This window comes from Spirilliplanes yamanashiensis, assembly GCF_016863475.1.
GTDB lineage: Bacteria > Actinomycetota > Actinomycetes > Mycobacteriales > Micromonosporaceae > Spirilliplanes > Spirilliplanes yamanashiensis.
Map to the genome: position 1 here is coordinate 66,202 of NZ_BOOY01000027.1, position 12,920 is coordinate 79,121.

At 74.5% G+C, this 12,920-nt stretch carries 13 protein-coding genes; 6 read left to right on the forward strand and 7 right to left on the reverse strand.

The genetic code is table 11. From position 1 onward, the window contains the following. Position 1: 1 nt before the first annotated feature. Complete coding sequence (locus tag Sya03_RS18820) at positions 2-1,159, reverse strand: Gfo/Idh/MocA family protein (protein WP_203939639.1); 1,158 nt, start codon at positions 1,157-1,159, stop codon at positions 2-4. A gap of 93 nt (positions 1,160-1,252) precedes the next feature. On the opposite strand from Sya03_RS18820, the gene Sya03_RS18825 reads away from it, so the two are divergent. Beyond that, complete coding sequence (locus Sya03_RS18825; protein ID WP_203939640.1) at positions 1,253-2,242, forward strand: LacI family DNA-binding transcriptional regulator; 990 nt, start codon at positions 1,253-1,255, stop codon at positions 2,240-2,242. After that, the gene (locus tag Sya03_RS18830; RefSeq protein WP_203939641.1) at positions 2,239-2,970 is read left to right on the forward strand and encodes a class I SAM-dependent methyltransferase; all 732 of its coding nucleotides are present in this window, start codon (positions 2,239-2,241) and stop codon (positions 2,968-2,970) included. The genes Sya03_RS18825 and Sya03_RS18830 overlap by 4 nt, the downstream gene beginning before the upstream one ends. 11 nt (positions 2,971-2,981) lie before the next feature. On the opposite strand, the gene Sya03_RS18835 is transcribed toward Sya03_RS18830, so the two are convergent. Together Sya03_RS18835 and Sya03_RS18840 are read right to left on the reverse strand one after the other, a co-directional pair. Beyond that, positions 2,982-3,578 carry a DUF2625 family protein gene (locus Sya03_RS18835; RefSeq protein ID WP_203939642.1) on the reverse strand — a complete coding sequence of 199 codons (597 nt, stop codon included), beginning with the start codon at positions 3,576-3,578 and terminating at the stop codon, positions 2,982-2,984. Positions 3,579-3,595: 17 nt separating this feature from the next. Then, the gene (locus Sya03_RS18840) at positions 3,596-4,735 is read right to left on the reverse strand and encodes an ROK family transcriptional regulator (RefSeq protein ID WP_203939643.1); all 1,140 of its coding nucleotides are present in this window, start codon (positions 4,733-4,735) and stop codon (positions 3,596-3,598) included. A gap of 89 nt (positions 4,736-4,824) precedes the next feature. Between Sya03_RS18840 and Sya03_RS18845 the strand changes: the two genes are divergently transcribed. Beyond that, a complete protein-coding gene (locus Sya03_RS18845) occupies positions 4,825-6,066 on the forward strand; it encodes a DUF1479 domain-containing protein (protein ID WP_203939644.1) in 1,242 nt (413 codons plus the stop codon). Between the two features lie 72 nt (positions 6,067-6,138). Here Sya03_RS18845 and Sya03_RS18850 read toward each other — a convergent pair whose 3' ends face one another. The 4 genes from Sya03_RS18850 to Sya03_RS18865 form a co-directional block, all read right to left on the reverse strand. Continuing rightward, a complete protein-coding gene (locus Sya03_RS18850; RefSeq protein ID WP_203939645.1) occupies positions 6,139-6,285 on the reverse strand; it encodes a hypothetical protein in 147 nt (48 codons plus the stop codon). Positions 6,286-6,363: 78 nt separating this feature from the next. Continuing rightward, positions 6,364-7,542 (reverse strand): VOC family protein, encoded by a 1,179-nt coding sequence (locus tag Sya03_RS18855; RefSeq protein ID WP_203939646.1) that lies wholly within the window; start codon positions 7,540-7,542, stop codon positions 6,364-6,366. Positions 7,543-7,573: 31 nt separating this feature from the next. Next, a complete protein-coding gene (locus Sya03_RS18860) occupies positions 7,574-8,335 on the reverse strand; it encodes an SDR family NAD(P)-dependent oxidoreductase (protein WP_203939647.1) in 762 nt (253 codons plus the stop codon). Next, the gene (locus Sya03_RS18865; protein ID WP_203939648.1) at positions 8,322-9,296 is read right to left on the reverse strand and encodes a sugar-binding transcriptional regulator; all 975 of its coding nucleotides are present in this window, start codon (positions 9,294-9,296) and stop codon (positions 8,322-8,324) included. The genes Sya03_RS18860 and Sya03_RS18865 overlap by 14 nt, the downstream gene beginning before the upstream one ends. Positions 9,297-9,472: 176 nt before the next feature. On the opposite strand from Sya03_RS18865, the gene Sya03_RS18870 reads away from it, so the two are divergent. Genes Sya03_RS18870 through Sya03_RS18880 form a run of 3 tightly spaced genes read left to right on the forward strand, consistent with a single transcriptional unit; the run spans position 9,473 to position 12,919 of the window. Continuing rightward, the gene (locus tag Sya03_RS18870) at positions 9,473-10,561 is read left to right on the forward strand and encodes an alcohol dehydrogenase catalytic domain-containing protein (protein ID WP_203939702.1); all 1,089 of its coding nucleotides are present in this window, start codon (positions 9,473-9,475) and stop codon (positions 10,559-10,561) included. 28 nt (positions 10,562-10,589) lie between these two features. Beyond that, complete coding sequence (locus tag Sya03_RS18875; protein WP_203939649.1) at positions 10,590-11,975, forward strand: ABC transporter substrate-binding protein; 1,386 nt, start codon at positions 10,590-10,592, stop codon at positions 11,973-11,975. Further along, entirely contained in the window at positions 11,972-12,919 is a 948-nt protein-coding gene (locus Sya03_RS18880; protein ID WP_203939650.1) for a carbohydrate ABC transporter permease, read from the forward strand. The genes Sya03_RS18875 and Sya03_RS18880 overlap by 4 nt, the downstream gene beginning before the upstream one ends. The last annotated feature ends 1 nt before the right edge of the window (position 12,920 follow it).

Genomic DNA, 12,920 nt, shown 5'->3' on the forward strand with positions numbered 1-12,920 from the left:
CTCAGAGGGTGACGGGCTTGTCGGTGGCGGCGACGACGGCGTCGAGCACGCGCAGGTTGTGCAGGCCGTGCGCCAGGCTGGGCACGGGCGGCAGGTCGCCCACGCCGGCGATCTGGTCGAGGAACGCGCGGGCCTGGAAGACGAAGAAGTCGTTCTGGCCGTGCCCGACGGTGGGGAAGTCCATCGGCAGGCCGCCCGCGACGTACGGGTGCTCGGGCCCGACGCAGATGCGCCGGATGCCGGGCGCCGCGCCGTCGACGACGGTGAACTCGCCCGGCCGGGTCAGGTCGAACGAGGCGGTGCCGCGCTCGCAGAACAGCTCCAGGCGCAGCGTGTTGGCGTGCCCGTAGGCGATCCTGGACAGCGAGAACGTGCCGGCCGCGCCGCCGCCGTAGGTGGTGGTGAAGGTGCAGAGGTCCTCGTTCTCGACCGGCACGCGCTCGTCGCTGAGCGCGACGCCGCCCTTGTGGCCGACGGCGACGCCGAGCGGCTTGCGGCGGGAGGTGACGACGGTGCTCATCGTGGTGCCCTGCACGCCGGTGGTGGGGCCGCAGAAGAACTCGGCCAGGTCGATCATGTGGCTGCCGATGTCGGCGAGCACGCCGGAGCCGGGGCCGCCGAGGTAGCGCCAGCTCATCGGCCGCCCGGGGTCGTGGCCGTAGTCGGTCCAGTAGTTGCCGACGACGTGCCGCACGGGGCCGAGGGTGCGCTCGACCTCCTGCCGGATGGCGTTGATCGCGGGGGAGCGGCGGAACGTGAAGCCGACGGCGGCGACCTGGCCGGGGTGCGCGGCGGCGGCGTCCACCATGGCCTGGGCGTCGTCCACGCTGGGCGCGAGCGGCTTCTCGCAGAGTACGTGCTTGCCGGCGGCGAGCAGCCCCTCGACGATCTCGCGGTGCAGCGGGTTGGCGACGACGACGCTGACGGCGTCGACGTCGCCCGCCTCGGCGACGGCCTGCCAGCTGGTCTCGGCGCGGGCGTAGCCGTAGCGGCGGGCGGTGTCGGCGGCGAAGGGCTCGTGGGTGTCGGCGATCGCGACCAGGCGGGCGGCGGGGCGGGCGGTGTCGTAGACCGTGCCGGCGGCGCGGTAGCCGTTGGCGTGGGCGCGGCCGGCCATGCCCGCGCCGATCACGGCCACGCCGATGGAGGGTTCGGTCATCGGGGGTGCACCTCGCTTCTTAAAGCGCTTTAAGTTCGGGTAGCATCCGAGTCGATCACGCTGCGTGTCAAGGCCGTGACGGGAGGAGTCGCGATGGGTGCCAGACCGCGCCTCGACGACGTGGCCGCCCGGGTCGGCGTCTCGACCGCGTCGGTGTCGCTGGTACTGCGCGGCGAGCCCGGGCCCAGCGCCGAGACCCGCCGCCGCGTGCTGGAGGCTGCCGCCGAGCTGGGCTACCGCGCCGACCGGGCGGCCAGCCTGCTCGCCCGCCGCCGCCGGCACCTGCTCGGGGTGCTGCTCGACGTGCGCAACCCGTTCCACGCCGAGCTGGTCGACGCGATCCACGCCGAGGCGGACCGCATAGGGTACGAGGTTGTGCTGTCCACCCTGGCCACCGGCCGCGACGAGGAACGGGCCGTCGCGTCCCTGCTCGACTTCCGCTGCGAGGCCATGCTGCTGCTCGGCCCCGACCTGCCGTCCGCCCGGCTCGCCGAGCTGGCCGCGCAGGTGGCCGTCGTGGCCGTCGGGCGCCGCGACGACGCCGTCGACTCGGTGCGCTCCGCCGACGACGCGGGCGTCGCCGCCGCCCTCGACCACCTGATCGGTCTCGGACACTCCGACATCGCGTTCGTCGACGGCGGCCGCGGCGCGGTCGCTGCCGCCCGGCGCCGCGGCTACCGCGCCGCGGTGCGCCGCGCGGGCCTGACCGCCCGGGTGGTGCCCGGCGACCACACCGAGCAGGGCGGCATCCGGGCCGGCCGCGCGCTGCTCGCCGCCGCCGACCGGCCCACCGCGGTCGTCGCCAGCAACGACCGCTGCGCCGTCGGCCTGCAGGACGCGCTCGTGCGCGCCGGGCTCGACGTCCCCGGCGACGTCTCGATCGTCGGGTACGACGACAGCACGCTCGCCCGGCTCGTCCACGTCGACCTGACCAGCGTCGACCAGGACGCCCGGGCGCAGGCCCGGCACGCGGTCGCCGCGGCCGTCGAGCGCCTCGACGGCGGCCGCACCCGGCGGCGCGAGGTGGTGCTCACCCCGCGCCTGGTGGTGCGCGGCAGCACCGGGCCGGCGGCGGCCCGGTGAGCGGCGTCTTCGGGCCCGTCGCCGGCGAGTACGACGCGGTGCGCCCCGGCTACCCGGACGAGCTGCGGGCGGCGATCGTGGCGTACCACGGCGGGGTGCCGGAATCGGTCACCGAGATCGGCGCGGGCACCGGCAAGGGCACCGCGCTGCTGGCCGGGCTGGGCGCGCCGGTCACCTGCCTGGAGCCCGACCCCGGCATGGCGGCCGTGCTGCGCGCGCGCTTCCCGGCCGCGACGGTGCTCGGCGTCGCGTTCGAGGACTGGGCGCCGCCGCCCGGCGGGGTGCCGCTGCTGGCCTGCGCGATGGCGTGGCACTGGCTCGACCCGGCCCGGCGCAACCGGCTGGCCCACGCCGCCCTCGCCCCCGGCGGCACGCTGGCCCTCGTGGCCCACCACTACGGCCACGCCGACCCGGCGCACGGCCGCGCGCTGCTCGCCGCCGTCCACACCGTCGACGCCACCGTCACCGAGCGCCCCGAGGGCTGGTTCCGCGACGACGTCGCGCGCAGCGGGCTGTTCGCCGACGTCACCACGCACGTCGCGCGCCGGGCGCCGGTGTTCGAGGCGGAGCGCTACCTGGCGCTGGTGCGCACGTTCGGGCCGTACCGGCGGGCGTCGCCGGAGCAGCGCGCGGCGGTCGAGGCCCGGCTGGTCGGCATGCTCGACGGGCTCGGCGGCTCGGTCACCATGGACCTGCGCACCACCCTGGTGCTGGCCCGCCCCGCCTGAGGGCGGCCCGCTCAGCCCCGGCCGCCGTGGTGGGCGACGAGCCCGGTGAGCGGCACCGGCCGGCGCGCCGCCCGGGACAGGTCGGCGCCCTCCACCGTGGACGGCGGCGGGGAGGTGTGCAGGCCCTCGCCGGGAGACAGCGCGGCGACCTCCTCGGCCCAGCCCGGCCAGCGCAGCGACGCGTAGAACTCGGTCACCGAGCCGGCCAGCATCGCGTACAGCCAGTCGGCGTAGCCCTGGCCGAGGTCCTCCCAGGCGAGCACGTCGGGCCCGAAGTAGTGCACGGTCGGCGGCGCGTCCGGCCGCGCCTGGGTCCACGCGAACCGCCCGCCGAGCACGTCGTAGGCGACCGTCAGCAGCTGCGCGGCCGGGTCGGCGGCCTCGGCCACGTCCGGCAGGCCGGCGTGGCCGCCGCCGAGCACCCGCAGCCAGCCCTGGTCGACGAGCAGCCCGCCGGTGTGGGTGACCAGCGCGCCCAGCCACGACTGCGTGGTCAGGCCCAGCGCCGTGCGGCACCGCTCGGCGCGCCCGGCGTCGACCGGGAGCACCTGCACCCGGTACGGCGCCGCCGCCACCACCGCGGAGATCTCCGGCCACGCGTCCTGCACGCCGCCAGCATGCACCATCAGGGTTGCGGGGCCACCGCTGCCGCGCGGGCGTGGTCGAGCGCCAGGTGCAGCGCGCCCTGCAGCGGCGCGCCGGTGCCGAGCGCGCCGTGCGCCAGCCGGGTGGGGCCGGGGAACAGCCCGCGCAGCGCGTCGCGCACCGGCGGCAGCAGCGCCGGGTGGGTGCCGACCGGCCCGCCGAGCAGGATCAGCTCGGGGTCCACCACGGCGGCCACCGAGGCGATGGCCCGGCTGACCGCGCCGGTGAGGTGCGCCAGCGCCGGGTCGGCCGGGCCGCGGTCGAGCACGGCGAGCGCGGCGGCGATGTCGTTGGACGGGGCGTCGGACCGGCCGAACCCCGCCGCCGCCAGCTCGCCCGCGAGCGTGACGGGCCCGGCCGCGGGCAGGTAGCCGATCTCGCCGGCCAGCCCGTGCGCGCCGCGGACGAGCCGGTCGCCCAGGTACAGCCCGACGCCGAGGCCGGCGCCGACGAACACGTACGCGAAGCTCTCCGCCCCGGCGGCCGCGCCCGCCCGGTGCTCGGCCAGCGTGGCCAGGTTGACGTCGTTGTCGACCAGCACGGGCGCGCCCAGGTCGCCCAGCAGCTCGGCGGGGCTGAGCACGCCCTCGGGGAACGGGGTGCCCGGCAGCGCGACGATCTCGTGGGTGCGCGGGTCGACGGGGTTGGCGACGGAGACGCCCGCCGCGCGCAGCGGTCCCCGGTGCGGGCCGACCTCGGCGGTCAGCGCCGCGACCACGGCCCGCGCCGACGCGACGAGGGCGGCGACGTCGCCGGGCGCGGTGGGCGGGCGGCGGTGGTCGGCCAGCGGGCGCCCGGCCAGGTCGGCGGCGCGGGCGTGCGGGCCGGACTGGTCCAGCTCCAGGGCGAGCACCCAGCCGGCCCGGGCGCCGAGGGAGTGGAACGTGCCGACCCGCCCGCGCCGGCCGGTCTCCTGCAGCCCGGTGGCGTCCAGCAGGCCGGCCGCGACCAGGCGTTTCACCGCCTCGGAGACGGTCGGCCGGGAGTAGCCGGTGGCGTCGGCCAGCTCGGCCCGGGTGGCCCGGCCGCGCCGGATGGTCTCGTCGAGCAGGCGCCGGTCGGTGGCCTCGCGCAGCACCGTCTGCGGCAGCGGCCGGGCCGCGGTGCGCACCTCGTTCACGGCCACCCCTTGTGATCTTCGACCCGCCCGGCCTACATTACCAATGTTCTAGTTAGGTCACCTAATCAAATCGTTCCGGGAGGTCCCCGATGTCCCACCCCGCCCCCGCCGACGTCCCCGCCGCCATCCGCGAGACCAAGGCCGCGCTGCGCGAGCGCATCGGCGACGTCGCCGTCGCGTTCAAGGCCGCCGAGGAACTCATGCGCGCCGAGGTCGCCGAGGTCGTCCGGCAGCGCGAGCGGGGCGAGGACGTCTGGCCGGTCGTCCGCTACGCCGACATCGCCGCCGGCACCGTGCCCGCCGAGCAGGTCGAGGCGGTGCGCCGCCGCGGCTGCGCCGTCGTCAAGGGCACGTTCGGCCGCGAGCGCGCCGAGGGCTGGGACCGCGAGCTCGTCGACTACCTGGAGCGCAACGACTTCGCCGGGCAGTACCGCTACCTCGACGACGGCATCTTCGGCGGCCTCGCCGCGGGCAAGCCGTCGATCTTCCCCATCTACTGGTCGAAGCCGCAGATGGAGGCCCGCGAGGACGAGGCCATGGTGAACGTGCGCGGCTTCCTCAACTCGTTCTGGAAGCACGAGTCCGAGGGCCGCGTCTGGTTCGACCCGACCCGCGACACCGCGTACCCCGACCGGGTCCGCCGCCGCGAGCCCGGCAGCAACTCGGCCGGCCTGTCGGCGCACACCGACTCCGGCTCGATCGAGCGCTGGCTGCTGCCCGCGTACCAGCAGGTCTTCCGGCACGTCTTCGCCGGCGACCCGGCGGCGTACGACCCGTGGGACGGCGCCTTCCGCACCGAGGTCCACGAGTACGACTCGACCGTGATGTGCTCGGCGTTCCGCACCTTCCAGGGCTGGACGGCGCTGTCGGACATGCAGCCCACCGAGGGTGTGCTGCACGTCGTGCCCATCCCGAACGCCATGGCCTACCTGCTGCTGCGCGCCCTGCAGGACGACGTCGCCGACGACGACCTGTGCGGCGCCGCCAACGGCCAGGCCCTGCCCATCAGCGCGCGCTGGCACCCGGTGCTGATGCCGGCCCTGACCCCGATCCCGGCGGTCGAGCCCGGCGACACCGTCTGGTGGCACGGCGACATGATCCACTCGGTCGGGCCGGTGCAGGACCAGCAGGGCTGGGGCAACGTCATGTACATCCCGGCCAGCCCGTGGTGCGACAAGAACGCGGCGTACGCCCGGGAGTGCGGCGAGGCGTTCATCACGGGCGTCAGCCCGAGCGACTTCGCCGCCGAGGACTACGAGGCCGGCTGGACCGGCCGCCCGCGGCCGGCCGACCTGAGCCTGACGGGCCTGCAGCAGCTCGGCCTGGCCTGACGCCCGAGGCCTGACGCCTGACGTGCGCGGGCCCACCCGGAACAACCGGGTGGGCCCGCGTGTCGCGTGTGGTCAGGCGGTGATGACCGGCCAGGCGTAGGCGGCCAGCGCGAACGCCGCGCCGAGGATGCCCAGCGAGACGCGGGGAACGGTGATCGGCAGGGCGGCCAGCACGAGCAGGATGATGGCGATGATGTAGAGCACGGCCTGGGCGGACATGTGTGATGGCTCCTCAGTGGTTGAACGGCGGCCGCTCACTACCCATCGAACCGGATCCATGAAACATGATCCAGGTCGTCACGCCCCGCTGACGAGCACCAGCTCGTTGCCCTCGGGGTCGGCGATGCGCACGCGGCCGGCCTGCTCGGCCAGCGGCCGGCCGCCGGCCGCGACCGCCGCGGCCAGGCGCGCCCGGGCGTGGTCCGCCGGCACGGCGAGCTCGGCGTGGATGCGGTTGCGCTGCCGGCGCCGGTCCGTCTCCGCGGCGTCGAGCTGCTGGAACACCAGCACCGGGTCGAGCCGCCGCGGGTCGTGGATGTCGGTGGCGCCGGCCCGCCGGTCGGGCGTGTAGCCGAGGGCGGCGGCCCAGAACGCGCGCACGGCGGCGACGTCGGCGGCGTCGAGGAACAGCTGGGCGAAGCGCGGCAGCTCCGGGTCGGCGACGGCCCCGAGGTCGCGCGCGGCGGCCTGGACGTCCGCGGCGAGGGCGGTGAAGTCCAGCGCGAGGCCGTGGGCGTCGGCCTCCCACTGGTCCTTGCCGCTGTCGACGACCACGAGCCCGGGCCGCAGGTCGACCAGCAACGGGAAGCCGGCGTCGCCGGCCAGCGCCGCCACGGCGGCGGCCAGGTCGCGCTGCTGCGCCGGCGAACCGACGCGGTAGCACGCCATCGCGCTGAACACCGCCTGCCAGTCGGCGGTCGCGGGGTCCTCGCCGAGCGCCCCGCCCGGCACCAGGTCGACCTCGTTGCCGTCGGGGTCGCCGTGCCGCACGCCGTACGGCCCCGACGGCGCGCCCGGGCGCACCCGCTCGACCACCGCGGCGGGCCGCACCACGTCGAGGTGGACGCGGTGGCGCAGCGGCCGCGGCTGGTCCGACGCCCGGATCCGCAGCGCGGGGTCGCGCCGCAGCGGGTCGGTCAGCCCGGCGCCGTCCGGCCCGGGCGCGTAGCCGAGCACCGGCTGCCAGAACCGCCGCACCGCGGCCGGGTCGGCGGACTCGACGACGACGCTCAGCTGCTGCAGCGCGGCCGGGTCCGCGGCCAGCCCGGCGTCCCGCGCGGCCGCCGACACCGCCGCGGCGTGCCTGGGCGCGTCGAGGCGCACCCGCACGCCGGACGCGCGCAGGTCGACCGCGGCGGTGCCGGTCAGCTGCCCGATGCGCCCGGCCAGCGCGGCGCCCGCGGTCAGGGACGGCGCGGCGAACCACGCCGTCGCCACGCCGTCGAGGACCCGCCAGTCCGTTCCGGTCTCCGTCATACCCGGCACTGTAGAGCCGGCCGGGCGGCGGTCAGGCGACGGAGAAGCCGCCGTCGAGGGCGAGTTCCGCGCCGTTGACCATGCCGGCGGCGTCCGAGCACAGCCACACCACCGCCGCGGCCACCTCGGCCGGCGCCCCGAAGCGCCCCGTCGGGATGCGGGCCAGCATCGGCGCCGCCTTGGCCTGCTCGCCCCACACCTGCTGACCCATCTCGGTCAGCACGACGGTGGGGCAGACGGAGTTGGCGCGCACCCCGCGCGGGCCCAGCTCCAGGGCCAGCACCTTGGTGGCCATCTGCAGGGCGGCCTTGCTGGCGCAGTACGCGTAGTGCTCGGTGAGGGCGCGCAGCCCGGCCAGCGACGAGACGTTGACGATGCTGCCGCCGCCGGCGTCGGCCATCCGGGCGCCGAGGCGGGCGGCCAGCAGGGCGGGGGCCCGCAGGTTGACGGCCATGGTGGTGTCCCACTCGGCGAGGGTCTGGTCGTGGGCGAGGGCCGGGAAGGTGATGCCGGCGTTGTTGACGAGGATGTCCAGGCCGCCGAGGGCGTCCCAGGCCTCGCCGGCGAGGCGCTCGACCGCGGCCGGGTCGGCGAGGTCGGCGGTGAGGGTGGTGGTGCGGGCGCCGTGGGCGGCCGCGATGGCCTGGGCGCGTTCGGTCAGCAGGGCGGCGTCGCGGCCGTGCAGGACGACGGCGGCGCCCGCGGCGGCCAGGGCGTCGGCGACGGCGGCGCCGATGCCGCGGGAGGCGCCGGTGACGAGGGCGCGGCGGCCGGACAGGTCAGGTGCGGGCACCGGTCACTCCGAGGGTCAGCAGGGCCTGTGCGGTGGGCACGTCGGTGACGAGCTGGTTGAAGTAGCCGGCGCGGGCGCCGGCCGCGATGGCGGCGACCTTCTCCGGGCCGCCCGCGACGGCGATGCCGACCGGGATGCGGCGCAGCAGCTCCGGGCTGGTGGCGATGAGGCGGTCGTCGCCGGGGAACGGGACGTCGTTGCCGTCGCGGTCGAAGAAGTGGTTGCAGATGTCGCCGACGGCGGTGGCGACGGCGTGGATCGGCACGAACGCCGGGATGGAGCGGCGGGTGGCGGGCGGGGCGCCGACGCCCAGCAGGGCGCAGCGGGCCTGCTCCCACAGGTGGGTGACGCGGCGGACGCTGTCGTCCTCGAGCAGGCGGCCGTGCAGGTCGGGGCCGGGCAGCGCCGGGGCGTACAGGAAGGTGGGGGAGCCGCCGATCTTCGCGGCGACCATGCGGGTGATCTCGTTGGTCTGGTACCAGGCGTTGGGGTCGTCCTGGCCGCCGACGGTGGGGGTGACCCGCACCCCGGGCAGGGCGGGCAGGCTGGCCTGGGCGACCTCGAAGACGGTCCGTCCCGAGGAGACGATGAGCACGTCGCCGTGGGTGAGGCCGGCCTGGGCGAGGGCGGCGGCGGCCGCGGGGGCCAGGGCGGCGCCCGGGGTGGCGGCGGCGACGGCGGGCACGGTGGACAGGTGCACGGCGGTCAGGCCGAGGGCCTCGGCGACGCGCCCGGCCAGCGCGGCGGTGTCGGTCTCGACGGGCTCGATGACCTCGATCTTGACGATGCCGAGGCGGCGCGCCTCGGACAGCAGCCGGCTGACGGTGGCCCGGCTGGTGCCGAGCCGGTCGGCGATCTCCGCCTGGGTGGCGTCCTCCACGTAGTACAGCGTCGCGGCCGTGTAGAGCAGCTGCGGGGAGAACCGGGGGCCCTCGCTGGGCAGGGCCAGGCGGTCGCGCATGAGATCAAGACTATCCACGGGCGCACCCCTTCCTGGCCCGGCACTCTACCGTGCGGGTGAAGATCCGTTCGGAACGGATTTTCAGATACCTGCACTAGTGTTCTGGACAGATGTTCAGTCCCTCCATAGAGTGACGGCAGTTACAGCGGTGAGTCAACGGCGTTACGCCGAACCCCCTGGAGGACTCAGTGCCGGAAACCATGCAGGCCGTCGTGTGTCACGGACCCCGCGACTACCGCCTGGAAGAAATCCCCAAGCCCGTCGCCGGCCCCGGCGAGGCGCTCGTCCGCGTCGAGGCGGTCGGCATCTGCGCCAGCGACCTCAAGTGCTACCTGGGCGCCGCCAAGTTCTGGGGCGACGAGAACCGGCCCGCGTGGGCCGAGACCGAGGTGGTGCCCGGCCACGAGTTCGCCGGCACCATCGAGCAGATCGACGACGAGGCGGCCGCGCGCTGGGGCGTGGCGGTCGGCGACCGCGTCGTCAGCGAGCAGATCGTCCCGTGCTGGAAGTGCCGCTACTGCCTCAGCGGCAACTACCACATGTGCGCCCCGCACGACCTGTACGGCTTCAAGCGCCGCACCCCGGGGGCGATGGCGTCCTACATGGTCTATCCGGCCGAGGCGCTCGTCCACAAGGTGAGCCGCGACCTGCCGCCCGCGCACGCCGCGTTCACCGAGCCGCTGTCGTGCTCGCTGCACGCCGTCGACCGCGCGGACATCCGGTTCGGCGACACCGTCGTCGTCGCCGGGTGCGGCCCGATCGGCCTCGGCATGGTCGCCGGCGCCGCCGCCAAGAGCCCCGCCCGCGTCATCGCGCTCGACGTCGCCGACGCCAAGCTGGAGCTGGCGAAGCTGTGCGGCGCCGACGTCACCCTCAACATCGCCCGGACCGACGTGGTGCAGGCCGTCAAGGACCTCACCGACGGCTACGGCGCCGACGTCTACCTCGAGGGCACCGGCCACCCGTCGGCCGTGCCGCAGGGCCTGAACCTGCTGCGCAAGCTCGGCACCTTCGTCGAGTACAGCGTCTTCAAGGACCCGGTCAGCGTCGACTGGAGCATCATCAGCGACGACAAGGAGCTCGACGTGCGCGGCGCGCACCTCGGGCCGGACTGCTGGCCGGCGGCCATCCGGATGATCGAGTCCGGGAAGCTGCCGATGGACCAGATCTGCACGCACCAGCTGCCCCTGGAGGACTTCCAGCAGGGCCTCGATCTGGTCGCCGAGGGCACCAAGTCGATCAAGGTGACCCTCATCCCCGCCTGAGCACCTCCTCCCTCCCCAGGAGACCCTCATGACTACTCGGCGTTCTCTTCTCGCCGCCGGCCTCGGCGCCGCCTCCCTGCCCGTGCTCAACGCCTGCGGCGTGGGCGGCGGGACGGCCGACAACTCCGGCGACGCCGCCGGCGAGGTCACCGGTGGCTTCGACTGGAAGAAGGCCAGCGGGACCAAGCTCAAGATCCTGCAGACCCCGCACCCGTACCAGCAGGCGTTCCAGCCGCTGCTCAAGGACTTCACCGCGCTCACCGGCATCGAGGTGCAGGCCGACCTCGTCGCCGAGGCGGACTACTTCACCAAGCTCAACACCGAGCTGGCCGGCCGCACCGGCGCGCACGACGTGTTCATGACCGGCGCGTACTTCATCTGGCAATACGGCCCGCCCGGCTGGATGGAGGACCTCAACCCCTGGCTGCAGAACACGTCCGCGACCAGCCCCGACTACGACTTCGACGACATCTACGAGGGCCTGCGCACCTCCACCCGGTGGGACTTCAAGCCCGGCAGCCCGCTGGGCACCGGCGGCCAGTGGGCCATCCCGTGGGGCTTCGAGACCAACGTGCTGGCGTACAACAAGCGCATCTTCGACCAGCGCGGCATCAAGCCCGCCGAGTCCTTCGACGAGCTGATCCAGCTCGCCACGGACCTCACCGACCGGTCGAAGAACCAGTACGGCATCGCCTTCCGTGGCTCCAAGAGCTGGGCGTCCATCCATCCCGGCTACATGACCCAGTTCAGCCGCGAGGGCGGCAAGGACTACACCGCCGAGGGCGGCAAGCTGGTCGCCGCGATGAACTCGCCGCAGGCCGTCGAGTTCACCCGCAAGTGGGTGAACCTCGCCAAGGCCGCCGGCCCCACCTCGTGGACCACCTACGAGTACCCCGACGCCACCCGCGACCTGGGCAACGGCAACGCCGTCATGGTGTACGACGCCGACTCCGCCACGTACCCGAAGAACCGCCCCGGCGCCAGCAAGGAGGCCGGCAACCTCGCCTGGCACCCCGGCCCGCCCGGCCCCGACGGCAGCTACGCCACCAACCTGTGGACCTGGTCGCTGGCCATGAACGCCGCCAGCAAGCAGAAGCTCGCCGCCTGGCTGTTCATCCAGTGGGCCACCGGCAAGGAAGCCATGAGCAACGCCACCAAGAGCGCGTTCGCCGACCCGACCCGCAAGAGCGTGTTCGACGGCTCGTTCAAGCAGACCCTCGGCGGCTTCCCCGGCTACCTGGAGACGTTCGAGAAGGTCGTCGACCAGACCAAGATCCAGTTCACGCCGCAGACCAAGTTCTTCGAGACCACCGAGGACTGGGCCGTCGCGCTGCAGGACATCTACGCCGGCCAGGACGCGAAGGCGAGGCTGGACGCGCTCGCCGAGTCGAACACGAAGAAGCTCGCGTCGTGACGACCACCGCCCCCTCGCGCCAGGCGCCGCCCGCCGGGCCCGCCCAGCACGGCACGCCCCCGGTCGTGCCGCGCTGGCGGCGCCGGCTGCGGCCGTACCTGCTGTCGGTGCCGGCGGTCGCGATCATCATCGGCATCCTGTACCCGTTCTTCCTGGGCGTGTACTACGCGTTCCTCAACTACTCCGCGGTCAACCCCAACCCGGTGCTGGTCGGCTTCGACAACTTCCGCAGCGTGCTGTCGGACCCGGAGTTCTGGACCAGCGTGCGGGTCACCGCCACCTACGCGTTCGTGGCCACCGGCCTGGAGACCGTGCTCGGCATCGGCATCGCGCTGCTGCTGAACCGCTCCAGCATCGTCGGCCGGATCTTCGAGAAGGTGCTGATCCTGCCGCTGATGATCGCGCCGGTCATCGCCGCGGTCATCTGGAAGCTCATGTTCAACCCCCAGTTCGGGGTGCTCAACCACGTGCTCGGCCTCGGCTCCACGTTCGACTGGCTCAGCCGCGACCGGGCGCTCTGGTCGACGATCCTGGTCGACCTGTGGATCTACACGCCGTTCGTGGCGATCCTCGTGCTGGCCGGGCTGCGCTCGCTGCCGAAGGAGCCGTTCGAGGCGTCCGAGGTGGACGGCGCCGGCTGGTTCTACATGTTCCGCCGGCTCATGCTGCCGATGATGTGGCCGTACATTTTGGTCGCCGTCATCTTCCGGCTGATGGACTGCCTGAAGATCTTCGACATCGTGTACGTGCTCACCGCCGGCGGCCCCGGCGACGCGACCCGCACGCTGCAGGTCGGCGCGTTCGAGGACTCCATCACCAACCTCAACTACTCGCGCGGTTCCACGTACATGTTCCTGCTCTGGATCCTCGTGTTCGCGGTCGCGCGGTACCTGGTGAGCGTGCTCGGCAAGGCGCAGCGCCGGGCCGCCGGGGCGGAGGGGTAGT

Excerpts from the sequence above, each read along its gene's own strand:
- Sya03_RS18875 (WP_203939649.1), top strand. The coding sequence starts at position 10,590 with ATGACTACTCGGCGTTCTCTTCTCGCCGCCGGCCTCGGCGCCGCCTCC.
- Sya03_RS18855 (WP_203939646.1), bottom strand. The coding sequence starts at position 7,542 with ATGACGGAGACCGGAACGGACTGGCGGGTCCTCGACGGCGTGGCGACG.
- Sya03_RS18845 (WP_203939644.1), top strand. The coding sequence starts at position 4,825 with ATGTCCCACCCCGCCCCCGCCGACGTCCCCGCCGCCATCCGCGAGACC.
- Sya03_RS18825 (WP_203939640.1), top strand. The coding sequence starts at position 1,253 with ATGGGTGCCAGACCGCGCCTCGACGACGTGGCCGCCCGGGTCGGCGTC.
- Sya03_RS18865 (WP_203939648.1), bottom strand. The coding sequence starts at position 9,296 with ATGCGCGACCGCCTGGCCCTGCCCAGCGAGGGCCCCCGGTTCTCCCCG.
- Sya03_RS18850 (WP_203939645.1), bottom strand. The coding sequence starts at position 6,285 with ATGTCCGCCCAGGCCGTGCTCTACATCATCGCCATCATCCTGCTCGTG.
- Sya03_RS18820 (WP_203939639.1), bottom strand. The coding sequence starts at position 1,159 with ATGACCGAACCCTCCATCGGCGTGGCCGTGATCGGCGCGGGCATGGCC.